Origin of the sequence: Roseofilum sp. SBFL (assembly GCF_017746885.1) — a bacterium.
In the GTDB taxonomy this organism is placed as follows: Bacteria; Cyanobacteriota; Cyanobacteriia; order Cyanobacteriales; family Desertifilaceae; genus Roseofilum.
In genome coordinates this window covers 1-22,019 of record NZ_JAGHZH010000074.1, presented here as the reverse complement: position 1 = coordinate 22,019, position 22,019 = coordinate 1, and the positions used below count along the sequence as shown (strand labels likewise).

The window sequence follows — 22,019 nt, the reverse complement described above, 5'->3', positions numbered from 1 at the left end:
GCGGCAGGGCTTGCCGTGTCAGTCTGCGGAGCGAGTGTAAGACCCGAACAGAGTAAATCTGTGAAGGCAACTGCGATGAAACAGAAACCTAAATCGTGAGGTTTAGGAATCCCCTCGCCTTTAGGCAGGGGTGGATGTCAATCTAAAATGGTCTATTTCGTCCCATTGTCCTTTACTCTATTAGCAGACGGCTTAAATTTAGTACATCCATGTTTGGTCTGATCGGTCACCTTACTAGCTTAGAACATGCCCAATCCGTTGCCAGGGATTTGGGATATCCAGAATATGCAGATCAGGGATTGGATTTCTGGTGTTCTGCTCCTCCACAGACAGTGGATGATATTACAGTCACCAGCGCTACCGGAAAAGTCATAACCGGTAAATATATCGAATCCTGTTTTCTCCCAGAAATGTTGGCCAATCGTCGGATTAAAGCGGCCACTCGCAAAATCCTGAACGCTATGGCCCATGCTCAGAAACAGAAAGATGAAGATGAAATTCATATTACGGCCTTGGGTGGATTTTCCTCGATTATTTTTGAAGAATTTAATCTTCATGACAACCCACGGGTTCGTAATGTGGAATTAAACTTTCAAAAGTTTACAACGGGTAATACCCATACCGCTTATATTATTTGTCAACAAGTAGAACAGGTGACGGCTCAGTTGGGGATCGATCTATCCCAAGCGACGATCGCCGTTTGCGGTGCAACAGGAGATATTGGGAGTGCTGTCTGTCGATGGCTGAATCAGAAGACCGATGTGGCCGATTTACTCTTGGTGGCTCGCAAAGAGGATCGCCTGAGAGCGCTACAATCGGAACTGGGACGAGGTAAAATTCTGAGCTTAGAAGAGGCTCTCCCCCTAGCGGATGTGGTGGTTTGGGTCGCCAGTATGCCCAAGGGTGTAGAAATTGATGCGTCTACATTGAAACACCCCTGTTTGATGATTGATGGGGGATATCCAAAAAATTTGGGGACTAAACTGCAAGATACGGATATTTATGTGGTCAATGGTGGGATTGTAGAGCATTCCCTGGATATTGAATGGCAAATTATGGATATTGTGCAGATGGATGTGCCCGAGCGACAGTTGTTTGCTTGCTTTGCTGAAGCCATGATTCTAGACTTCGAGCAGTGGTATGAGAGTTTTTCTTGGGGTCGTAATCAGATTACAGTGGGAAAAATGGAGAAAATTGGTAGTGCTTCAGTAAAACATGGATTTCGTCCCCTGCTATTACCCCAGGTTTAAGGCTCAGAGTTGAGTACAGATGACCCGAATCCGATAAAATGAGAGACGGGTTGAGAGAAAATGTGATTCCCCTTTAGTGAATGTGAATACTCCTGAACGTAAACCCCTACTCCTGGATTTTGAAAAACCGCTGTTTGAACTAGAAAACCGAATTGAACACATTCGGCAATTGGCAAAAGAAAACAGTGTCGATGTCTCCGATCAAATTCATCAGTTGGAGCAGCGCTCCGTTCAACTGCGAGAGGAGATTTTTACCAATTTGGCTCCCACACAACGGTTGCAGTTGGCTCGCCATCCTCGCCGTCCCTCGACGTTGGATTATATCCAGTCGATTAGTCAGGAATGGATTGAGTTACATGGCGATCGCTGTGGAGGAGACGATCCAGCCTTAGTTGGAGGGATTGGTCGTATTGATGGGCGATCGGTTGTCATGCTTGGCCATCAAAAAGGCCGGGATACTAAGGATAATGTGGCCCGTAACTTTGGTATGGCTTCACCCGGGGGCTATCGCAAAGCCATACGATTGATGAATCATGCCAACCGCTTTAAAATGCCCATTCTCACGTTTATTGATACTCCTGGAGCTTGGGCAGGACTGCAAGCAGAAGAATTAGGACAAGGGGAGGCGATCGCCTATAATTTGCGGGAAATGTTCCGCCTTGATGTCCCCATCATTTGTACTGTCATTGGTGAAGGCGGATCGGGGGGAGCATTAGGGATTGGTGTGGGCGATCGCCTATTGATGTTTGAACATGCCGTCTATACCGTCGCTACTCCAGAAGCCTGTGCTGCCATTCTCTGGAAAGATGCCAAAAAATCTCCCCAAGCAGCAGAAGCGCTAAAAATTACCGCCGAAGACTTAAAAGAATTGGGGATTTTAGATGATTTATTGCCGGAACCCCTCGGTGGCGCTCATAGCGATCCCCTAAAAGCTTCTAATATTCTGAAAACGTCTATTCTTCGCCATCTTTCTGAACTCGATGCCCTATCTCCGCAACAACGCCGAGACCGGCGCTATCAGAAGTTTAGACACATTGGAGTCTTTTTAGAAGCGTCAGCCTAGACCCTTTCCCTTGTGTTAACAGGGGCAATCGGAGTTATAATGGCTCCCAGTAACAATTGTTTACATTTTCCTCATTACCGATTTGAGTTTTGCTGATCCAAGAAGTTTAGATTACAACGGCTTGACCTCCCTGGCATGGGCTGTCCAAGCTTCTTCAGCTTTATTCCAATTGATCCAAAGTGTAGCCTTAGTCTCTAGCTACACAGCCTCTCTGCTGATGTCAATCCTAGATCCTTCCGATCGCTCCAAAACGATCTCAAACCCCATTACTTCCCCCATCAGCAGCCATCGAGGAATGGAACAATACCTCAAAGTCAGTAGCTCGGCTTAAGTAGCTCTGGCCCAGATCCTAGTGCAGACCAAGTTCCTCTTTGTCTGTCTTTGCTCACCCACCTAAACTGAAAAGAGAGTTTTCAATCTTATGACTATTGCTTCCTCTAATGGTTCTCCCTCCTTGAGTTATTCTTCGGATAAGGATGCTAAGGAACATCAACCGTTATCGAGTCGGCCGGATCGCTCTACCACCCATGGTGCGGAGTCAAAAATTTCCCATCCTAGTTCTGATGTCAGTAATCAAGCCTTAATGGATTCCGTACAGACGATGTTAGCGGAACTCGGCGAAGATCCAGAGCGGGAAGGACTCCTGAAAACCCCCAAACGGGTTGCAGAGGCTATGCGCTTCCTCACCAATGGCTATCATCAATCCTTAGAAGATCTGGTCAATGGAGCCATTTTTGATGAAGGCCATGATGAAATGGTTCTAGTGCGTGATATTAATCTCTTTAGCTTGTGCGAACACCACATGCTGCCGTTTATGGGTAAGGCCCATGTGGCCTATATTCCCAATCAAAAAGTGGTCGGTTTAAGTAAGTTAGCTCGGATTGTGGAAATGTATTCCCGTCGCTTACAAGTGCAAGAGCGGCTGACTCGCCAAGTGGCTGAAGCGATCCAAGAAATTCTTGACCCTCAAGGAGTGGCAGTGGTGGTTGAAGCCAATCATATGTGTATGGTGATGCGCGGTGTGCAAAAGCCTGGATCTTGGACAGTAACTAGCTCGATGGTGGGTGTGTTTAAGGAAGATCAAAAAGTACGTGAAGAATTCTTAAACTTGATTCGTCATCAACCCAGCTTCTTCTAAGGGCAATTTTTTATAACTTTCTGTTCAACAAGGGGCTGGGGCCCCTTGTCCTTCAAGGTATCGTAGAGAAAGGGTTGGTTAGGATAGTTAGGTTATGGTTTGAGGCAATAGGCACTAGAAAAATGTCCGAACTCTCGCTTTCGCAGCTATAGCAAAGTTCAATCAAGGGAATAAGGTCAATATTCAGGCAAGAGGACAATTACCGGGCTGGATAAAACCGTAGCTTAAAACTATTTAAATAATTGGAAGATTAGATTTCCATAGCTGTATTGTCTGTCATTCTAGTTAATGAAGAAAGCCAGAAGAAGAGCATTGGAAGACTAAGGGGGTTAACTGAGTCTGATGATTAATATTTTTCTGCTAGAGCAGTTGATTCAGTTGATTAACCACAAGACGGGATTAGCGATCCGCTCTAAGGATCGTGAGAGTTTGAGCCAGAAGGTCGTCCATCGTACTCGATGTTTACGAATGTCTTCAGTTGATGATTATTATCAACATTTGGCTACTCCCAGTCACCGTAGCGATCGAGAGTGGGAGGCGTTGATCGATCTATTGACAACAGGGGAAAGTTATTTTTTTCGCGATCGAGGACAAATTCAGCTTCTGCGAACCCATTTACTACCCGAGTTAATTAATATACAACGTCATCAGGCTGGCGATCGCGATCGCCCCAGTTTCAACGTCTGGAGTGCTGGATGCTCTACGGGAGAAGAGGCCTATTCTTTAGCCATTTTGTTAATGGAGCTGATTCCCGACTGGAGAAACTGGCATCTGCGGGTTCTGGGAACAGATATTAATGCTATGGCGATCGCTAAAGCAAAGACCGGATTGTACAATGACTGGTCTTTTAGACTCGTTGAACCCAGATTAAAAGCCTCCTATTTCAAACCTCATCAAGAACTCTGGAAAATCAACCCTGATGTCCAACAATTAGTTCACTTTCAAACCAGCAATCTCATCCTAGACTCCATTCCTCAAGACCAGGGTCAGTTCATACCATTTGATTTAGTCATTTGTCGCAATGTCTTCATTTACTTAACCAAAGAAGCCATTGATATTTGTTTACAGAAATTTTGTAATGCCCTTCACAATAAAGGGTATTTTATTACTAGCCATACGGAGTTATATGGTCATAACTTACAGTGTCTGCAAATCAAGGCTCTTCCGGAATCTATCGTGTACCAAAAAAAATGTGCTTTGATGAATGGCAAGACATCTTCCGAGCAGAAAAAAAGCACTTCTTTCTTCCATCCCTTAGCCCATAATTCGGGTTTAAAGTTACCTTTTTCTGACAATCAGATTGCCGCTCATATTTCCGTTAATACTGATGATTTAACCCTTTACAAACTTCAAGATTCACCTCAGAAGAATCAGAATCAAAAAATATCTAAGATAGAAAAGTATCCTAATCTGATTAAAAAATCTCTAGACTATTTAGAAGAAAATCCAAAGAATTTCACGGACTTACTATCGATGGCAAAATCCCATGCCAATCTGGGAGAACTAGACCTAGCTATCCAATATGCTCATGAGTGTTTATCTGTTAGATCATTTGCTATTGATCCCTATTATTTACTCTCACAAATTGCAGAAGAAAAAGGAGAACTAGAGCAAGCAAAGATCTACCTAAAGCGGATTATTTATTTAGAACCAAAATCAATCTCCGCTTATTTAGATTTAGGGTCTCTGTATGCTCAACAAGGGAATAAAGTACAAGCTCGCAAGTTTTGGAACACTGCCCTAGACTTACTTCAAAAACATCCTCAAGATGCTAAAATAGGAACATCAGAAGAATATACAACTAAAGAATTATTGAGGTTTATTAAGAACCGCTTAAAAGAACTTCAATAAACTTCAAAATAGGGATTATGAAAAAAAAACCGTTTATTACCTTTAGCCTGAACGGTTCACGCTACGGGATAGATGCTCTATATGTAGAAGAAATTTTCTTCTTACCTGAGTTAACCTCCGTTACCGAAGTTGCACGAGATATTGCCGGAGTTCTCAATCTAAGGGGTAAGATTATTCCAGTTATGGATCTCGAATCTAGACTCGGATATGCAACTCAGGAATACCAAATCAGTGATAGCGTCATTGTCTTGCACTCTGAAGACATACTCATGGGCATTATTGTCAATCAAGTCCATGAAGTACAGATGATTGAAGAATCAGAGATCTCGACTCAATTTTCCCAAGGGCGTTTAAAACGTACGCTTAAAAAATCGCTTCATTGGCCATCTATGACCCCTTGTATGAGGGGATTGGTACAAGTGGAGAATCACATTATCATGATTTTAAATATCGAGACTCTACTCCGCCCGGTAGAAACTGAGGAGTTGGCAGACATTGATCCAGGAATTGAAGAAGAAGAATTTACCTCTGACAATGAACAATTCCATGCTCACAACCGAACTTTATTTTGTCCCCATGCCAGCCAAAAAGAGCGAGAGATTTTTCACTCCAGGGCGAAAAATCTAAGACAATCTCTAGCTCATGAAGATATCAAAGGTTTAATGCCTATTGCGGTTATTGGTTTGAATGAAGAATATTTTGGTATAGATTTAGAATTAGTGCGCGAATTTACTCCTATTGAGCGAGTCACGCCTATTCCATGCTGTCCCCCTCATATTGTGGGCAATATTAATCTCAGAGGTGAAATTGTTACTTTAGTGAATATTGGGTCTATTCTACACCTAAACTACAATCGGTTTCCCTTGGGAGCAGTTGTGGTCGCTACTGAAGACTTTGTGGTTGGTGTGGTCGTTGACAAAGTTTTTGATGTCATCTACTTGTCCAAATCGCAAATCAAACCCATTCCTACGGCTGTGCATGTGGTCGATGAAGAATATCTACAGGGAACAGTAGCTTATCAAGAAAAAATGATGGGACTTCTCGATTTAAAAAAGGTTTTGAATCACTCAGAATTACGAGTTAATGAAGCCGGTTAGTTGTATCATTGAGGAGAAAATAGATGTTTTCCAATTTAAAAATCAGAGAAAGACTTCTGTTTAGCTATGCTATACCCATTGGGTTTACTGCCTTGATTTCTGGCTGGGTGTATATCACCGCACAGGAAGTTTTTCAAACGGTAGATCGAGTTCAAGAAGTGATTATAAATATTGGTGATTTAAGTTTAAGTGGGCAGGGAATGATTCGGAGTAATCGAGGCTATTTGGCTGTTCAAAATCCAAGGTTTTTGCAAGAATACGAAGAATACATTCGTCAGTTTGATGCTGTTGCAATAGAATTAAAATCTTTAGTGAAAAACCCTGAACAAGAGAGACTTCTAGATCAGATCATTGATCTAAAAAATCAATATCAGGAGTTTTCAGACCAGACACATCTCTTAACAGATGAAGGAAAAAAGGATGAAGCAATTGCCCTTTTTAGTTCTGGGCAAGGAACAGAGTTTGCAACAGCTTTTGATCGAATAACCGATCGATTTTCATCGATGGAAGAAGATTTGCTCAAATTAGAAACGGAAAAAGCAACTAATGCTCTGCATACATTGATTTGGGTAATTTCTTTAGGAACGCTATGTTTAACCGTGGTGACGGTCTCTTTCGCCTTTTGGATTTCTGGAGGATTGGCCAAAATCATTAATCAATCTACAGAGGAAATAGCTGCGTTTTCATCAGAAATTGCGGCTACGGTGGAACAGCAAGAGCGGACGGTTACTCAACAAGCATCTTCGGTGAATCAAACCACAACAACGATGGATGAGTTAGGAGCTTCTTCTCGTCAGGTTTCTGAGCAGGCAGAAGCGTCAGTATCAGCGGCTCAACAAGCCTTGATCTTAGCTCAAGGAGGTAGTGATGCGGTAGATAATACACTGCAAGGGATGGAAGATTTACGGGAAAAGGTGAGTGCGATCGCCCAACAAATTGTTTTGCTCAGTGAACAGACTGGGCAAATTGGTAATATTTCTGCCTTAGTCAGTGATTTAGCCAATCAAACCAATATGTTAGCCCTCAATGCTGCAGTCGAAGCAGTACGAGCCGGAGAGCATGGTAAAGGTTTTGCAGTAGTGGCCAGTGAAATCCGCAAATTAGCGGATCAAAGTCGCAAATCAGCCGATAAAATTAATGCTTTAGTGATGGATATTCAAGGGTCGATTAATTCAACGGTGATGGTGACGGAAGAAGGAACAAAAACGGTTAGTTCTGGGGTAGATATTGCTCAGAAAACCGCCCAAGCCTTTAGTGGTGTCGCTGAAGCGATTAACGATGTAGTGCTGAATAACCAGCAGATTTCCTTAAACATTAAACAACAGGCGATCGCCATTCAACAAATCGTAGAAGCCATGAATAGCATTAACCAAGGAGCCAAAGAAACCGCCTCCAGTATCTCCCAAACCCGCATCGGGACTCAAAAACTTAACGAAGCTTCTTTAAGCTTGAAAAGTATTATTTAAGACGATTTAATACTCCTACTTTAGCGATCGAAATCAACTCCAATCTTGACATACATCACACCCTTCTCTGATAGTCATCACCCCGATCGGCTTCATCTTTCCTTATCGTACAAATAGTATGAGTTTTAATCGAAAAGTTATGATTCAACTACGCCTACTCCCCTTTGCCATACCTGAACTCTTTGCCCAAGTCAGCACAACCCGCACTCTCACTCAAGCTGACTGTTACGGACTCTTAGCCGCTGTCCTCGAAGATTCCCTCATTGATGAGGAACGAGCTGCCATCGATCGCCTCCTGCACGCTGTCTACAAAGGGCGCATCCAGACAGTCGATGAAATCTCTGCTATCGTCTAGAAATTCCCATGAACTACTTGGCCCATCTTCTCTTAGAAGGAGATGATAGTGAATTTCAACTGGGGAACCTCCTGGGTGATTTTGTAAAAGATGTTGCCTTTAACAGGGAATAGGGAATAGGGAATAGGGAATAGGCTCTAAGAACAGTTTTTAATTGATTCAAAAATAATTTAGGATAATCCAGCTCATGGCCCAGCTCAATCACCAAAAAATATTTGACCTCCTGATCGACGAAGTCCTTGAAGCTTATCCACATATTGAGGGTAAGTTAGACTTCGTATCTAGAGATATTTTAGAGCATCTGAAATCTAGGAGCAATCAGGTCAAAGAAAGATTGCGCCAGGGATCTTTCACAAAAGATGATGGTCAAATCGATCAGCGTGAGGCTTTTTTACTCACCTGGATTGAGAAAGTATGGGAAGCACAAAATGGTAATCAAGAGTTATATGAAAAATTGCTCAACCACTTAAATGGAACACCACAAGAGTTTGACTTATATGACAGAGAGGTACCTTAGCTTAAAGGTCTAAAAGCTAAGGTCTGGCTATCCGTGAATCATCGTAGTGCGGTCAGGGTACTAGAAGTTGGAGAATTTTCCTTGTTCTCCAACTTCTAGTGCAATACCCTGCCCACTCTCTGTTCTAACGACCTAACAACTCTTCGGCTCGCTTAGCTAGGTTTTCCGCCCTCAAGCCGTTGTACGCCATAATTTCCCCAGCGCTCGAAGCCGTTTCTCCCCGTTTCCAGGCAAAGGTATCCCGCTTACAGGTACTACGCAACATCACTGGTTCTAATAAGGCACTAGCTCCTCCAGTAATGCCAATTAAGGCATCACCAGCAAACAAACGATCAAACCCAACATCATCTAAGAAATGGCTATCCTTTTCGGTGCAAGTTTCCCAAGCGACATCGGTGGGACGATATAACCGTCGGGGATTAATTACGGAAACGATACGCACGCCAATGCCCTCATCTTCTAATTCTAGAGCGGCTTCAAACGTGGGAATTAAAGGCATATCACCAATCACAGCAAACACGACCTTCTGTTTCCCTTCGGTTTCATGGAGAATGATTCCCCCATCTTGAAGAGCCTGACGAGTTTGGTCGAGGGTAGTCCGAACCGGTAAGGGGGATTTACTGGCCGTAATCGTAATTCCTTTATTCTTAGTTCCCAATGCCCATTCATAACATACTTGGATACTGTTGGCATCGCAGGGGAAGAGCGGAAAAATATTACCATTGCGCATCATGGCAGCAAAATAGTTTTCAATTTCTGGCCGTTGGTGCGTCCAACCGTTGCGCCCTTGCTCTAATGCTCCAGCAGTAAAGAGGGTAATGGTTGAGGGGGTGGGACGGCGCAATTCTGCCATCGCTTGAGTTACAGTTTGCCAAATGGGCAGGCCGTTGATGGCGAAGGATTCATAGGAACACCAGAGGGTACGCGCTCCAAAGAGGGCAAGACCTGCTGCTAACCCTGCACAGGCATCTTCACTTAAGGGTTCATAGACTTGGCCTTGGGGCCCTTGGAAGTAGTCTTCATCAGGGGTGGGATGGAGGATTTTCAGACCGATATTGACGTTATTAATCCCCGATGCAGCATTACCATCAGCGTTAGTCAACAAGAAATTAGGGTCGGTTTTGCCCACATGAACGATTAACTCACCCATGGCAGTGGTAGCTACTTTTTTGTCACCTTTGACGGGATATTCAGTGAGGGGCAGTTGTCCGAGTTCGGGTACGGGGAGTTCTTTTTCGGTGACGACATGGCCAGAAGCAGGGCCTCCAGCAGCGCGCTCAAAGTTGGTGCGAACGAGTTGCCAGCCTTCAGGGGTGAGGGCGCGTTCTTGAAGGGCACTCACGATGTAGTCTTTTTCGGTGTTATCTCCGGGATAGAGGTTGTGGGATTTTGCGCCACGTTTGTGAACACCTGCACCTTTGAGTTGTTTGACAATCAGGACGGTCAGTTTACCCCCTAGGGCAGATTGGGCGGCTTGGTGGGTGGCGGCGAGGAGTTCTTGCACGAATTCAAGCCGGTTTTTGAAGGAGAATTGGGTGCTGTCCACATAGTCTCCGGGTTGGTTGGTGTCGTCGAAGTCTTTGGCGTTGACGAGGATGACTTCTTCAAAGCCGTTGCCTTCCCAGTATTGGATCATGTCTTCGTTGGTTTTGGTGGAGACCATGCTGTGGTGTTCCTGGGAGTAACCGTTCCAAACGAGGATGGGGAGGAAGTTGGTGATGTGGGGAAAGGCGGTGTGGAAGTGGCCGAAGCTGCTCATGATGTAGGGTTCGCCGAGACCACCGTCGCCGATGGTGACGGGGAAGAGGATGCCAGGGTGGAGTTTGGCTCCGGCCATGGCGAAGTGTTGCCCTTGGCCGAGGGGGCCGGCCGGGTTGAGGAGTCCGGGGATTTGGCCGGAGAGGTGGCCGAGGAGTCCGTGCATTTCCCGAAAGCGTTCGCGCATTTGCTGCACGGTTTTGATGCCCATGTCTTCGAGGGAGCGATCGAGGAACATATTGCTGTAGAATCCGGGGGCATGGTGACCGACTTCGGTGATGATATTTTTGTGACCGAGCATGACGAGGGAGGCGATCGCATCGGCAATGCTGGCGAATCCACCGGGGTGTCCGGATTGTTTGGAGGCGGTGATTTGCAGGGTCAGATAGCGCAGGGCATCGGCAGCGAGCAGGGTTTGGTAGGCAGCACGCGGGTCGCTGGGGGAGGCGATCTCCGTTTTCCCTGCTTCAATGGCAGGTTGGTTGCCGTAGGTGGCAAATTCGGGGAGGGTGTCCGCAAAAAATTGGATTCCTTGACAAAAGAGAGGTGCTGTGGTAGCAATAGTCATACTCAAATAATCCTCTGGTGTGGTTGGAGATCGTTAACTAAAATCTTACAATGTCCTATACAAGTTCATATTTTTACAGGCATTCGTTAATTGCATAGCACACCATAGACGGATTTTATCATCGTGCTTTATGATTTGGGTGGTTGCCCTTCTGAATGGGCAATTATGAGGTCTAAAAATTAAATTAGGTCGAATCTTGAGCGATCGCCTTTGATTCATTGGTTCAAGCCGTCCTCCCCCGACAACATCCCTCGATTGAGGTATTCCTATGCCCTTTAATCGCGTCCGTCGCCGCTCTCCCAAGTCCGAACGTAAGCTTAAAACTTCCCAGTTTGGGCCACCCCCTATCTCTCCTCAAACCCAGAAACGACAACCCACACTCCAGAAAACTGACCAAACAGAAGGCATCCTTCCTAAAGGCCCCCTCTTCTCCGTCATGCGAGAGGCTCCCCTGCACTTCAACGGAGGGCCTGTAGTGCAGGCTAAGGGGGAGCATCTAAAGGCTTATCTGGCCCATCTTGAGACCAAGAACCAAGACCAGACCAGCACCACGAAGGCTCCTAAGAAAGGTTCCCCGAAGGCTCCTAAGATGGATATGGACATTCCTGATATAGCTGGCCCCCAACTAGGAGGACCCAAGGTGTCGTCGGGTATGGCTCCCCTACCAGATACCCCAGATGTAGTTGATATGGGCATTCCTAAGATTGCTCCCCCCCAACTAGGAGAACCCAAGGTATCGCCAGGTGTGGCCCCCCTACCAGATACCCCAGATGTGGTTAGCGTTGATATGAGCATTCCTAAAATCGAACCCCCACCACTAGAAGCCAAAGTGACGGAGAGTGTGGCCCCCCTACTGTATAACGCACCGGCTCCAGTCCACCCCCTCATGACTAGTTCGGAACTGCGAGTTCGAGTGGGTAATCCTAAAAAGAAAAAATGGTATCAAAAATCTAATTTTGATAAGATTTGTAAACTCCTCGATCAATACCACCAAGAAAAGCAAGGAAGGAACAGCCTTGTGAAACGGGAAAGTCTGTTAAAAAACATACGTGCAGTAACGAAGACATGGGTGGCTAAGAATGAGGGTAATAAGTTGAGGAAACTCAATGCCTTAAAGCAACTGGACAAACAGGTACAAATCGAGCTGGGAAACCAGGTAATACCCCAATTGGGTATTCTCAAGGAGTTTGATAAAAGAACAGAAGACGAACATGGAAATGAAACGAGAACGTGGGACTTACCAGAGATTGCCAAAGATATGATTCCCGATCTCAATCGGATCTGGAAACCAGAAGAGTATGAAAAGTACGTCATGAAGGCGAAAACCAGATTTGGCAAAGCAAAATCTGGCAAAACTATTGATGCGATACATGGTGTTTTGGGCGACTATTATTACGACTCTCTTCGTCCCTATCAAGAGACGGTAGATCAAGCGGCGGGGTTTGACGAGGAGAAGCTAAAAGACGTGACGAAGAAGCAGCACTACATAAAGTTAATGAACGATGTCAATAAATATCGCGCTCGTATGCTCAAATGGTCTGCACATCTAGAAACCTTGGCGATGGGTTGGTTAACTGGCCATGAAGATGACACGAGTCGAAAACATCGTTATCCAGCGATGTTAAAATTTTTGGCTCAGGTGAAGGATACCCGCAACAATTTCCAGACTAAATATCCCGCCCTAAAGGAGTTTCCAGACCTGAACATCAACAATAAATACGCGGATCTGACGAAGATCAAAAATCCAGATGAGTTTGATCAATTAACGGGGTATGGCAAAGAAAAACTAGCTCAAGAGGAAAAATTAGTCGAACTCTCCGGGAAGTATTATGGACAGACCTTTGATGGTGCTTTTTCCAAATTAGCTCCAGCAATTGATCTGGCTGTTCCTAAATATCGGGATAAAAGCCAACTTAAGGCTTCGTTGGCCATTCCAGTGGGTGCGGGAATTGGGGTTTTGACCCTAACTGCTTTGTTGAAAGCGGAAAATAAAGAGAAAGGCAAACTGAAAGTACGCGGTGAGTTTTCTGTAGGAGGTGGAGTTGCAGATCCAACGGGTTGGCTTGCCCTAATTGCTGGAGAATTGGGAGGCTATTTTGAGGCTCAGGGTACTAATTCTCAGAATGTGATGCAACAACTCTCTTATGGGTTGTATCGTCGCTTTCGTGAGTCTCGTGTAATTCCGCGATCGCTCACCAGTCGGCTCTGGGGTAAAGGAAAGAGCGCGTCTGCTCGATATCGTGCCTCTGAAAACTGGGCGGCTAAAGTTGAAGATGATGTTTTGGGTAAAACGGAAAAACCAGATGATGTTTATGTGGATCTAGGCTTCTTAGGCCGAGTTAAGGGCAAAGCTGCTGCTGGTAGTGTAGCCGAAATCAAGGCAGAGCATCAATCGAACACAGGTAAGCGATATAACAAAAATACGATTAAAGCCCTTTCTGGAGATTTGGGGAAAAAAGAGAAATATGCCAAGCTGAAAGAGCTAGGGATATGGGACAGGATCAAAGGTAAGGGTCGTCAAAAAAACAAAGGCAAACACTATGGTATGCACTTTACAGAAGTGGAAGGAAAATTTAGCGTTGGAAACCCACTTGCAGGTATGGGTGTGAAGGTTAAATATAAGCATACCCGAGAATATAGTGGCACAGACGATCGCAAGAAAAGCAAGAGCAAGTTTAAAACCTATGAATCTAATTTGGTGAAAACCAAACATGAAGTGGTTGTGACGATTAACGGTTTTATTGCAGCTATGCTACAGACATTAGTGACGACCCTAGGTGGTAACATATACAAGTTAGCGGAAAGACTAACTCGAAAAGAACAGGAAAACCCAGACGGCAGAACTAAGACGCAAAGGGCAGGTATGGTCTTGGAGGAATCCACAGCACTGAGTCATGCCATAGCAAATATAGTCACATTGGGTAATATCAAAGGTACTATAGGTGAGTTCGCTGGGGTAGGTTCGGAGGTAAATCCGACTCTGGGTTGGGGTATCGATCTTAATCATGAAATGAAGTGGAAAAATGGCCAGAAAGCTGAGAAGAAAACTGAAGTAGATTTGCGTCGAGTTCAAGACGTGACCGTGAAGGTGCCTGGTTTAGGAAGCTTTAAGAGTGAAAAGCGGAGCGGACTGTTGGGTACTGTTCTCAAATACAAACTCAAACCCGTGGAGAATCCGAAAACCTCTAAAGTGAAAACAGTACAGGAAAATGTGTACAAAGCGATTGAAGAAGATGTGAAGAAAAGGAATCAACCCCCTCAGAGTGAGTCTGACGATCAGAAACAGCAACGGGAGAAGAAAATTAAGTCCGATATTGCAGATATTGTTTTTGATCCAGAGAAGCTCAAAGAATATGACGAAAAACGTGCTAAATGGAGACCTGGTAAAAAAGGAGACTGGAAGAACACCTCCCCTTCCCCTAAATGGTAGTCAAAATTTAACCTAAACTGCTTATGTTAGAAATCATGATGGATTTTTTAGAAGAGATTGGCTGGAGTTACGATCGCGTTTCTGAACCAGTAGATGCTCTCGTGTTTGATTTCGAGGAACCCGATGTGGGAGGGTGGGCCTGCTATGCCCTGCCTCGTGAAGAACAACAAATATGCCTGTTTTATTCGGAATGTCCGATTCAGACCCCTCAAGATCGCTGGCCCGCCGTGTCTGAGTTCTTGATGCAAGCCAACTATGGAATGCCCATTGGTAACTTTGAAATGAATCCAGAGACAGGGGAAATCCGGTTTAAAACAGGAATAGATGTGGAAGGAGATCGCCTCTCCAAAGCTCTGTTTAAGGGAATCGTCAAAGCGAATGTGGAGATGATGGCTGAATATTTACCAGGGATTATTATGGTGGGTTTAGAAGGATATTCTCCAGAAGCAGCAATCCAAGAGATTGAATCTGGAGAGCTATCCTCGTCAGATTCTGGCTCAGTCCCCTAAAACACAAGAGAACCAGGCTTAAAGTTCCCTTTTTCCGGAGAATCTAGGGGAATCGACTGAAATTTAGGATATCACTAACGGCAATGAGAACTACTAGTTTTCCAATTCTCAGGATTTTTCGCCTAAAATGGCAAAGGGTAGGGTTGTTACGATACAACCTTATCCCTTAGACCTCAGAACCCCTTGTCCATGAAAGCCTTTAGTTTTTCCAAGGTTCCCCCGATTTACTTTGGTGCTGGCCAAGTTCGAGAATTATCCAGTCTAATTACCCAATTCCAGGGTAATCGGGTACTGCTCATTACAGGTGCAAACTCTTTGCAGGCCTCTGGTAAGTTAGATGAGATTAAGACAAATTTAAGTCAGTCGGCTGGGGAAGTCTATCACACCATTTGCGATCGCGAACCGACGGATTCTCTAATTGATGGCATCTGTGCGGAAATCCGCGATTTATCGATTGATACGATTGTGAGTATTGGGGGAGGCAGTGTGATTGATGTGGGAAAAGCGATCGCTTGTGGTATTCCTCCAGAAAGTTCGGCGATCGATCATATCCAAACCTTAATCGCCAACCGCTACCTCACCCACCCCAAAATTCCCTTAATTGCCATTCCCACTACCTCTGGATCGGGAAATGAAGTCACCCCGAAAATTGCGATCGACCGAGTAGGAATTCGAGGCACAAAAACCTTTTTCACTCACCCCCAATTTATCCCAGATGCCGTTATTTTAGACCCAGAACTCTCCATTTCCTGCCCTTCTGACCTAACCGCTACTTGTGGGTTAGTGACTTTATCCCACTTAATAGAAGCCGAATTTGCCCTTCATACCTCCGCCTTAACAGAAGCCATTATCTGGAGTGGCTTAGAATCTCTCAAAGATAATTTACTCCTCGCCTGTGCAGTGGGAGCAAGCAGTCAAGCAGTGCGGGGAAAAATGGCCTATGCCTCCTGCGCATCTGGTATTAGTCAAGCCAATAGCTCCATCGGACTGCTACAATCTCTCTCCATCACCCTCAGTAGTTTTTGCCCCATTCCCTATCGCATCGCCTGTAGCACATTAGCCGGTTCAGCTCTACGGGTGAGCTTAAAAGCCTTGCGTACCCGTTATGCCCAAAATCCAATTCTGGTGAAACTAGCCAAGGTGGGAGAGCTTTTTGACGGCCGGACTCAGCAAAGTCCGAATTATTATTGTGATGCATTAGTCAATATTATAGAGGCATGGGTGCAAATTTTACCGATTCCTCGTCTGGGCCAATACGGTATTAGTGCCCAAGATCTTCCCCCAGTAGTCGAAAAAACCCTCGATTACTGCCCAGATCTCGATCTCCATCGCAATGAAATCTACTCCATCTTACAGGACAGATTGTAGACAAAATAGGGTTATTTCAGTATTAAGGAATACTATTTATGACAAGTATGGGGTAAGCTCACCTTATAAAAGATAAAAATAAATTATATTAAAACCCTCTTGATATCCGGCTGACTTATGCATACACTAGGAGTATGCAAGCAACTAGGAGTCATGATGATGTTCAATTTTCTCTTCAACCAACGTCCTGCTAATCCTGAAATCAAAGGCAGTGAATTGACCATTGAGCTTTATTTATCTCCTTTACGTCAATGGCTCAATCAGTTAGAAATCCGTAATGAAAATATAGCCCATTTCGTCTGTCGTCTCATTCCCGTTCAATGTCCTTTTGCCCGCGATCTCTATTTATTTGGTCGTAAAATTGGTCATATTCCCCCCTTATGCAAGTTAAATCCCCTCTATGAAGAAGTGGTTGCTCTGCGATTCCGGGCGCTATGCTATTTAGCGGATGAATGTGGACAAGATATTCGCATTTATTGCTAATTTAGGTTAATCCAAAAACGAGTTACAACTGATATAATGCTTTGAACCACTTCACAAAGTCCTGTGCTTTCGGATGATTCGGATCGAGAATTTTCTGCTTAACTGCATCGTGCAATTGTCGTCCCGGTGGATCTTGCCAAGCTAACCAGGTATAGATATTCGCTTTATCGACATGAGAAGATTTAAAGGTTGCCTCTTTTTTCTTGGCTGCTTGAGCAACTTCTTGGGCATACTCCCAAAGGGTTTGACTTTTATCTGGAACGAGATATTTTAGGAATGTCTCTAACATCCCTTGCGTTTGGTTATCTGGCATAATCCAAATTCCAAATCGAATATTCTCAGGCGTGATATGAATGAGTCCAGAGGCAGGTAGTTGTTCGGGAATATCGGCAATACTGGGTAAGCAAAAGTTTCTAATACTCCTCCAGCGTCCCTCTAAATCCTGATCTGCATCTACGATTATTCCTAGGGCAGTTAATCCAGATTCTTTGAACCGAGTTGAGATACTCTCTTTGTTAATCTTTTTATCTCCATCAGCGACTATAATCTCCACTACTCGTTCATTCTTAATGGGTTCCCAAATAACTCCATGAGCTTCTATCAATTCAGGGATAACTCTGAGGTCTTCATTTCCCTCAACAATCAATTTTTTTGGATTTGGTTTCTGTTGACGTGCCATCGTTAGCGCACCTCAATGTCTTGAGTAGCTGCGATCGCAATTTCCTTTTCGCTAAAAACAATACTTTCACGCTTATCCCGTTCGATGCGGTGGATTCTAATACCATCTTCTGCGGCATCTTCTTCACTAGCAATGGTGGCTAAACTGCGCCAACAATCACTGCTATGGGTGGTGGCAAACACTTGTACATTTAAGCGTTTAGCGGTTTCCCAGACTAATTTCCACATATCTGCCATGGCTGTGTAATGCAAACCCGTATCAATTTCATCAATGAATAAAAAACCATCTCTGGTATTAACAATGGCTAAGGCGAGTCCTAACATGCGCCAGATGCCATCTCCCAGACTGCCAATGGGAACCGGGCGATCGCTATCGGAAAGACGCACGAGGAAGCCCTCTCGCGATTGCAAAAACGGGGTTGATTGAGATGATACAGCAATCCGCTCAAAGTTAGGCTCAATAGTTTGAAGGGCTTGGTATACAGGTTGCTCTTCTGATGTTAAAACAATATTATTAAACAACTCAATCATTGTATCTGAAGTGAGTGAATATGATCCGATGAAATTTGTTCGATCTTCGTTTTTTTTCTGAGATTTACCATACCTGATAAATTTCAGGATTAAATCATCAGAGATTGTTTCATCAATAGATAAGGGAAAACGAAAGTTGTCAAGATACTCTTCTTTTTCCCAATCTTTTCTCATTTCTCCTTTTCTCCAGGTTATCACCAGACTCAACTCATCGAAAATATCTGCATCAGGATCAATGTACTCAAAGGTTCGATCTCTGAAGTTTGTTGAATATTGAAATCGATCAGAGTCAAAAATTATTGTTGCAATGACTGTTTCACAAATATCATTATTGAGTCCTGATATTTTAAATTCAAGATTTGGATCAATTAGATGACGATAAAATAAGTGACGGATATCAAAGTCAAGAGACTTATTTTGTTGTTCAAAAAAACATTCACCTCGTCTTATCATCGCATCTCGTATCGACTCAAGACTATTTCTTGAACAAAGCAGTTGAATGGCTTCTAGGATAGAGGTTTTACCGCAATTATTGGCTCCAACGAGTAGATTTAAACGACCGAGATCTTGCAGCTCTAAAGATTGCAAGCCACGAAAATTCTCAATTTTGACGCTTCTGAGCATAGAGCAAACTCGCTGGAAGAACGAGGGGAAAACCAATAGAAGTTTAACATATGGGGATAACGGAATTTGGTATAATTTTATGAGTTATTGCTCTACACCAACCCATGAGTACCCAACCGAAAATAATTGTTCTTGATGACGATCCCACCGGCTCGCAAACGGTGCATAGTTGTTTGTTGCTGATGCAGTGGGATGTGGAAACCCTGCGATTTGGCTTAACGGATGATTCGCCGATTGTGTTTATTTTGACGAATACGAGGGCGTTGACTCCGGAAGAAGCGAAGGAAGTGACGGTGGAAGTGTGCCAAAATTTGAAGCAGGCGATCGCCGCAGAACAGATCGAAAACTTCTTAGTTGTCAGTCGCTCGGACTCCACGCTGCGCGGCCATTATCCCATTGAAACCGATGCGATCGCCTCCGAACTCGGCCCCTTTGATGCCCATTTTCTCATTCCTGCGTTCTTTGAAGGCGGACGGATCACCCGCGATAGTATCCATTATCTGATGATCGACGGAACCCCAACCCCCGTCCATGAAACCGAATTCGCCAAAGATTCCGTCTTTGGTTACTCCCACTCCTATCTTCCCGATTATGTTGCCCAGAAAACCCAAGGTCAAATTAGCAGAGATCGCGTCCAACGGTTTCTGCTCGAAGACATTCGCGAAGGCAGCTTTGACCGCTTGATGACCCTCAGTAATAATCAATGTGGAGTCGTAGACGCAGAACATCAAGTCGATCTAGACTGGTTTGCTGGTGACTTATTGCGAGCTAGTTCCCATGGTAAACGTTTCCTCCTCCGTAGCGCTGCCAGTATTCTTACCTCCCTTGCTCAACTGCCTTCCCAACCCGTCATGGCTGAACACATGAATCAATATGTGCGCGAAGGCAAACCGGGCGTAATTTTGGTCGGTTCCCATGTACAAAAAACCACAGAACAACTCTCCCAACTGCTGGAAGAGCCAGAAATTAGCGGTATAGAAGTCGATGTGAGCCATTTACTCAAAAATGACCCAAACAGTCAAGAAGACCTCATAGAAAGCATTTTAAGCCAAGTTCAAGACATCCACAGCCAAGGCAGAACCCCCGTTATCTACACCTCCCGCCAAGAACTCACCTTTCCCACCATTCAAGCGCGGCTCGACTTTGGCAAACAGGTGTCTCACGTCCTAATGAGTGTAGTTAAGAACTTACCGGAAGACATCGGCTATTTAATTAGTAAAGGCGGAATTACCTCTAATGATGTCCTCAGTCATGGGTTAGCTCTGCGATCGGCTCGTCTGCTTGGCCAAATTCTAGCCGGATGTTCCCTCGTGCGTACTCCCATCGATCATCCCCGGTTCCCCAACTTACCCGTCGTCCTCTTTCCAGGGAATGTCGGCGATCGCCACGGGTTAGCCACCGTCTATCAACGATTAAACCAGCCCTCTGCTCACTGACGCAACTTAACGGGATCTTAGCCGTACCATTTTATGAAATTATGGTTAAAAGAGTTTTGCCGCTCCCCCACCCTAAGCCATCCGTTCTTAGGTGCGGAGCAGCACGACTCCGTTGGAGGAAAACACATTTGGTCAACGCTAACAACTCAACTATGAAATACCGCGCTTTTATTTCTGTCATCTTAGCCTTGTGTTTGAGTCTGATTACCGCCTGTAGTGAAGGCCCAGCCGTAGGCAGCGACTACACCTACGATGATATTAAAAACACAGGTTTAGCGAATAACTGTCCCCAATTGGAAGAAACCGCTAGAGGTTCCATTCCCCTAGATTCCAGCAAGACCTACGTCTTAACTGATTTATGCTTGCAACCTAATGACTATTTTGTTAAAGAAGAAGCCACTAGCAAGCGTAAAGAAGCTGAGTTTGTACCCGGTAAAGTGCTTACCCGTAAAACGTCCAGCCTTACTCAAGTTTATGGAGACCTGACCTTTAATTCAGATAAAGCTCTGACTTTTGCTGAAAAAGGTGGAATTGATTTCCAAATTGTTACCGTACTCCTACCTGGAGGTGAAGAAGTTCCCTTCTTCTTTACTATCAAAAATCTCTTGGCTCAAAGTCAACCGAGTGCAGATAGCATCAATACCTCAACTGATTTTGAAGGTAAATTCCGGGTTCCTTCCTATCGGGGAGCAACCTTCCTCGATCCAAAAGCCAGAGGGGTAGCGACCGGTTATGATAATGCCGTTGCCTTACCTTCTAGCGCAGATGCTGACGATTTGACCCTGGCTAATGTGAAACGGGTTCAAGTGGGTGAAGGAGAGATTTCTTTACAAGTCACGAAAGTTGACCCCAGCACTGGAGAATTTGGTGGAATTTTTGTCAGTGTCCAACCTTCGGATACTGATTTAGGGGCCAAAGAGCCTGTAGATGTGAAAATCAAAGGTATCTTCTACGGTCGTGTGGAAGAAGATTTGAGCTAATTTCATCAGACTTTGATTGAAGTAGGGACGAAGAGTGTTCGTCCCTATTTTTTGCCAGTGCTTCATGCTAGAGAATAGGGAATGGATTTTAGAGGATTAACCAACCCAGAATTTCTTCGACACTCAACTGTAGATCAATCCCTTCTAAAATGGGCAGTTGTGCGTCAGTCGTAAATAAATCAATGCGTTGATTTTCTCGAATGACCCAAGTACTTTCTTCTGCGGGATTAATGAGCCATCCCAGACTGGTGCCTGCTTGCGAACAATGCAATAATTTATCTAAGGCCTGAGAGTGATTTTGGTTAGGCGATAAAATTTCAATAGCCCAATCGGGATGAAGGTCAAAACGATTGGCAATTTTTCCGCTATCAGTTCGGGGAATTCTTTCCCAGCGAAAGACAGCAATATCGGGAACCATAGAACGTCCCCCAAAGGTACAACGCAGTTCGGGAAACGCACAAGCAACCTTAGCCGTTTCTGCCACTGTATTAATCGCCAAACAGAGCCTGTATTGTAAGCGACTATGTTCACCTTGGGGCATCGGTTTTTCCTGAATGGTTCCGTTGAGATATTCTAGAGCCGGTTTGGTTTCTGGACGCTCCAGAAATTCCTCTAAGCTTAGGGATGGAGTTAGGGCTTGAATCATCTGGATTAGGAGATTGATGGGATTTTATTCTAGCAAGTTAGAACTAGCTCATGGCGATCGCCAATTCTCTAAGAGTCCTAGAATTGAGTCAAGACAAGAGAAAAGTTTTCCCAGAGTGACAAAAAAGGATAATCCCTCTTTTGTCACTCTGCCGAAAGAGGGCTAGAATAAGAGGGAAGGTAAAGAGCTGAAGAGTAGAGTAGACGATGGATGGAGAGTTAACACTTCGGAAACATGTAGCTCGCTCTGCCGAAGCAACGATTTTGTTGGT

The 22,019-nt window shown here is 44.6% G+C and carries 19 protein-coding genes; 15 read left to right on the top strand and 4 right to left on the bottom strand.

What is annotated here, in order from left to right; genetic code table 11:
* Window positions 1-209: 209 nt before the first annotated feature.
* The 9 genes from J7545_RS08520 to J7545_RS08480 all read left to right on the top strand — a co-directional run bounded on the left by J7545_RS08520 (window position 210) and on the right by J7545_RS08480 (window position 8,737).
* Window positions 210-1,250, top strand: coding sequence for a long-chain acyl-[acyl-carrier-protein] reductase (locus J7545_RS08520; RefSeq protein ID WP_318719442.1), 1,041 nt, complete (start codon window positions 210-212; stop codon window positions 1,248-1,250).
* A gap of 82 nt (window positions 1,251-1,332) precedes the next feature.
* Window positions 1,333-2,313: an acetyl-CoA carboxylase carboxyl transferase subunit alpha gene (gene accA, locus J7545_RS08515; RefSeq protein WP_271938623.1), complete on the top strand. Its 981-nt coding sequence runs from the start codon at window positions 1,333-1,335 to the stop codon at window positions 2,311-2,313.
* A 121-nt stretch (window positions 2,314-2,434) separates the two neighbouring features.
* Window positions 2,435-2,644 carry a hypothetical protein gene (locus J7545_RS08510; protein ID WP_318719441.1) on the top strand — a complete coding sequence of 70 codons (210 nt, stop codon included), beginning with the start codon at window positions 2,435-2,437 and terminating at the stop codon, window positions 2,642-2,644.
* A 90-nt stretch (window positions 2,645-2,734) separates the two neighbouring features.
* Window positions 2,735-3,451, top strand: a complete 717-nt coding sequence (folE, locus tag J7545_RS08505) for a GTP cyclohydrolase I FolE (protein WP_413038759.1) — start codon at window positions 2,735-2,737, stop codon at window positions 3,449-3,451.
* Between the two features lie 342 nt (window positions 3,452-3,793).
* Window positions 3,794-5,302 (top strand): CheR family methyltransferase, encoded by a 1,509-nt coding sequence (locus J7545_RS08500; RefSeq protein ID WP_318698225.1) that lies wholly within the window; start codon window positions 3,794-3,796, stop codon window positions 5,300-5,302.
* 17 nt (window positions 5,303-5,319) lie between these two features.
* Window positions 5,320-6,399, top strand: coding sequence for a chemotaxis protein CheW (locus tag J7545_RS08495; RefSeq protein WP_318698224.1), 1,080 nt, complete (start codon window positions 5,320-5,322; stop codon window positions 6,397-6,399).
* Between the two features lie 23 nt (window positions 6,400-6,422).
* Window positions 6,423-7,865 (top strand): methyl-accepting chemotaxis protein, encoded by a 1,443-nt coding sequence (locus J7545_RS08490; protein ID WP_318698223.1) that lies wholly within the window; start codon window positions 6,423-6,425, stop codon window positions 7,863-7,865.
* Window positions 7,866-8,004: 139 nt separating this feature from the next.
* A complete protein-coding gene (locus tag J7545_RS08485) occupies window positions 8,005-8,220 on the top strand; it encodes a hypothetical protein (protein ID WP_278003030.1) in 216 nt (71 codons plus the stop codon).
* 187 nt (window positions 8,221-8,407) lie between these two features.
* Entirely contained in the window at window positions 8,408-8,737 is a 330-nt protein-coding gene (locus J7545_RS08480; protein WP_318698222.1) for a hypothetical protein, read from the top strand.
* A 124-nt stretch (window positions 8,738-8,861) separates the two neighbouring features.
* Here the strand turns inward: J7545_RS08480 and J7545_RS08475 are convergent, their stop codons facing one another.
* Window positions 8,862-11,063 carry a hypothetical protein gene (locus J7545_RS08475; protein ID WP_318698221.1) on the bottom strand — a complete coding sequence of 734 codons (2,202 nt, stop codon included), beginning with the start codon at window positions 11,061-11,063 and terminating at the stop codon, window positions 8,862-8,864.
* A gap of 268 nt (window positions 11,064-11,331) precedes the next feature.
* Between J7545_RS08475 and J7545_RS08470 the strand changes: the two genes are divergently transcribed.
* The 4 genes from J7545_RS08470 (at window position 11,332) to J7545_RS08455 (ending at window position 16,853) form a co-directional block, all read left to right on the top strand.
* Entirely contained in the window at window positions 11,332-14,493 is a 3,162-nt protein-coding gene (locus J7545_RS08470; protein ID WP_318719440.1) for a hypothetical protein, read from the top strand.
* 23 nt (window positions 14,494-14,516) lie between these two features.
* Window positions 14,517-15,002 carry a YbjN domain-containing protein gene (locus tag J7545_RS08465; RefSeq protein WP_318719439.1) on the top strand — a complete coding sequence of 162 codons (486 nt, stop codon included), beginning with the start codon at window positions 14,517-14,519 and terminating at the stop codon, window positions 15,000-15,002.
* Between the two features lie 189 nt (window positions 15,003-15,191).
* A complete protein-coding gene (locus J7545_RS08460; RefSeq protein WP_318698218.1) occupies window positions 15,192-16,370 on the top strand; it encodes an iron-containing alcohol dehydrogenase in 1,179 nt (392 codons plus the stop codon).
* 159 nt (window positions 16,371-16,529) lie between these two features.
* Window positions 16,530-16,853, top strand: coding sequence for a Mo-dependent nitrogenase C-terminal domain-containing protein (locus J7545_RS08455; protein WP_413038760.1), 324 nt, complete (start codon window positions 16,530-16,532; stop codon window positions 16,851-16,853).
* A 22-nt stretch (window positions 16,854-16,875) separates the two neighbouring features.
* Here the strand turns inward: J7545_RS08455 and J7545_RS08450 are convergent, their stop codons facing one another.
* Together J7545_RS08450 and J7545_RS08445 are read right to left on the bottom strand one after the other, a co-directional pair.
* Window positions 16,876-17,532 carry a DUF3226 domain-containing protein gene (locus tag J7545_RS08450; protein WP_318698216.1) on the bottom strand — a complete coding sequence of 219 codons (657 nt, stop codon included), beginning with the start codon at window positions 17,530-17,532 and terminating at the stop codon, window positions 16,876-16,878.
* A 2-nt stretch (window positions 17,533-17,534) separates the two neighbouring features.
* A complete protein-coding gene (locus J7545_RS08445; protein ID WP_318698215.1) occupies window positions 17,535-18,686 on the bottom strand; it encodes an AAA family ATPase in 1,152 nt (383 codons plus the stop codon).
* A gap of 104 nt (window positions 18,687-18,790) precedes the next feature.
* Between J7545_RS08445 and J7545_RS08440 the strand changes: the two genes are divergently transcribed.
* Together J7545_RS08440 and J7545_RS08435 are read left to right on the top strand one after the other, a co-directional pair.
* A complete protein-coding gene (locus J7545_RS08440; RefSeq protein WP_318719438.1) occupies window positions 18,791-20,122 on the top strand; it encodes a four-carbon acid sugar kinase family protein in 1,332 nt (443 codons plus the stop codon).
* Between the two features lie 152 nt (window positions 20,123-20,274).
* Complete coding sequence (locus J7545_RS08435; RefSeq protein WP_318698213.1) at window positions 20,275-21,102, top strand: photosystem II manganese-stabilizing polypeptide; 828 nt, start codon at window positions 20,275-20,277, stop codon at window positions 21,100-21,102.
* 88 nt (window positions 21,103-21,190) lie between these two features.
* Here the strand turns inward: J7545_RS08435 and J7545_RS08430 are convergent, their stop codons facing one another.
* Entirely contained in the window at window positions 21,191-21,748 is a 558-nt protein-coding gene (locus tag J7545_RS08430; RefSeq protein ID WP_318698212.1) for a Uma2 family endonuclease, read from the bottom strand.
* Between the last annotated feature and the right edge of the window lie 271 nt (window positions 21,749-22,019).

Excerpts from the sequence above, each read along its gene's own strand:
- J7545_RS08480 (WP_318698222.1), top strand. The coding sequence starts at position 8,408 with ATGGCCCAGCTCAATCACCAAAAAATATTTGACCTCCTGATCGACGAA.
- J7545_RS08440 (WP_318719438.1), top strand. The coding sequence starts at position 18,791 with ATGAGTACCCAACCGAAAATAATTGTTCTTGATGACGATCCCACCGGC.
- J7545_RS08500 (WP_318698225.1), top strand. The coding sequence starts at position 3,794 with ATGATTAATATTTTTCTGCTAGAGCAGTTGATTCAGTTGATTAACCAC.
- J7545_RS08520 (WP_318719442.1), top strand. The coding sequence starts at position 210 with ATGTTTGGTCTGATCGGTCACCTTACTAGCTTAGAACATGCCCAATCC.
- J7545_RS08455 (WP_413038760.1), top strand. The coding sequence starts at position 16,530 with ATGTTCAATTTTCTCTTCAACCAACGTCCTGCTAATCCTGAAATCAAA.
- J7545_RS08490 (WP_318698223.1), top strand. The coding sequence starts at position 6,423 with ATGTTTTCCAATTTAAAAATCAGAGAAAGACTTCTGTTTAGCTATGCT.
- J7545_RS08430 (WP_318698212.1), bottom strand. The coding sequence starts at position 21,748 with ATGATTCAAGCCCTAACTCCATCCCTAAGCTTAGAGGAATTTCTGGAG.
- J7545_RS08435 (WP_318698213.1), top strand. The coding sequence starts at position 20,275 with ATGAAATACCGCGCTTTTATTTCTGTCATCTTAGCCTTGTGTTTGAGT.
- J7545_RS08445 (WP_318698215.1), bottom strand. The coding sequence starts at position 18,686 with ATGCTCAGAAGCGTCAAAATTGAGAATTTTCGTGGCTTGCAATCTTTA.
- J7545_RS08460 (WP_318698218.1), top strand. The coding sequence starts at position 15,192 with ATGAAAGCCTTTAGTTTTTCCAAGGTTCCCCCGATTTACTTTGGTGCT.
- J7545_RS08485 (WP_278003030.1), top strand. The coding sequence starts at position 8,005 with ATGATTCAACTACGCCTACTCCCCTTTGCCATACCTGAACTCTTTGCC.
- J7545_RS08475 (WP_318698221.1), bottom strand. The coding sequence starts at position 11,063 with ATGACTATTGCTACCACAGCACCTCTCTTTTGTCAAGGAATCCAATTT.
- J7545_RS08495 (WP_318698224.1), top strand. The coding sequence starts at position 5,320 with ATGAAAAAAAAACCGTTTATTACCTTTAGCCTGAACGGTTCACGCTAC.
- J7545_RS08470 (WP_318719440.1), top strand. The coding sequence starts at position 11,332 with ATGCCCTTTAATCGCGTCCGTCGCCGCTCTCCCAAGTCCGAACGTAAG.
- folE (WP_413038759.1), top strand. The coding sequence starts at position 2,735 with ATGACTATTGCTTCCTCTAATGGTTCTCCCTCCTTGAGTTATTCTTCG.
- J7545_RS08450 (WP_318698216.1), bottom strand. The coding sequence starts at position 17,532 with ATGGCACGTCAACAGAAACCAAATCCAAAAAAATTGATTGTTGAGGGA.
- J7545_RS08465 (WP_318719439.1), top strand. The coding sequence starts at position 14,517 with ATGTTAGAAATCATGATGGATTTTTTAGAAGAGATTGGCTGGAGTTAC.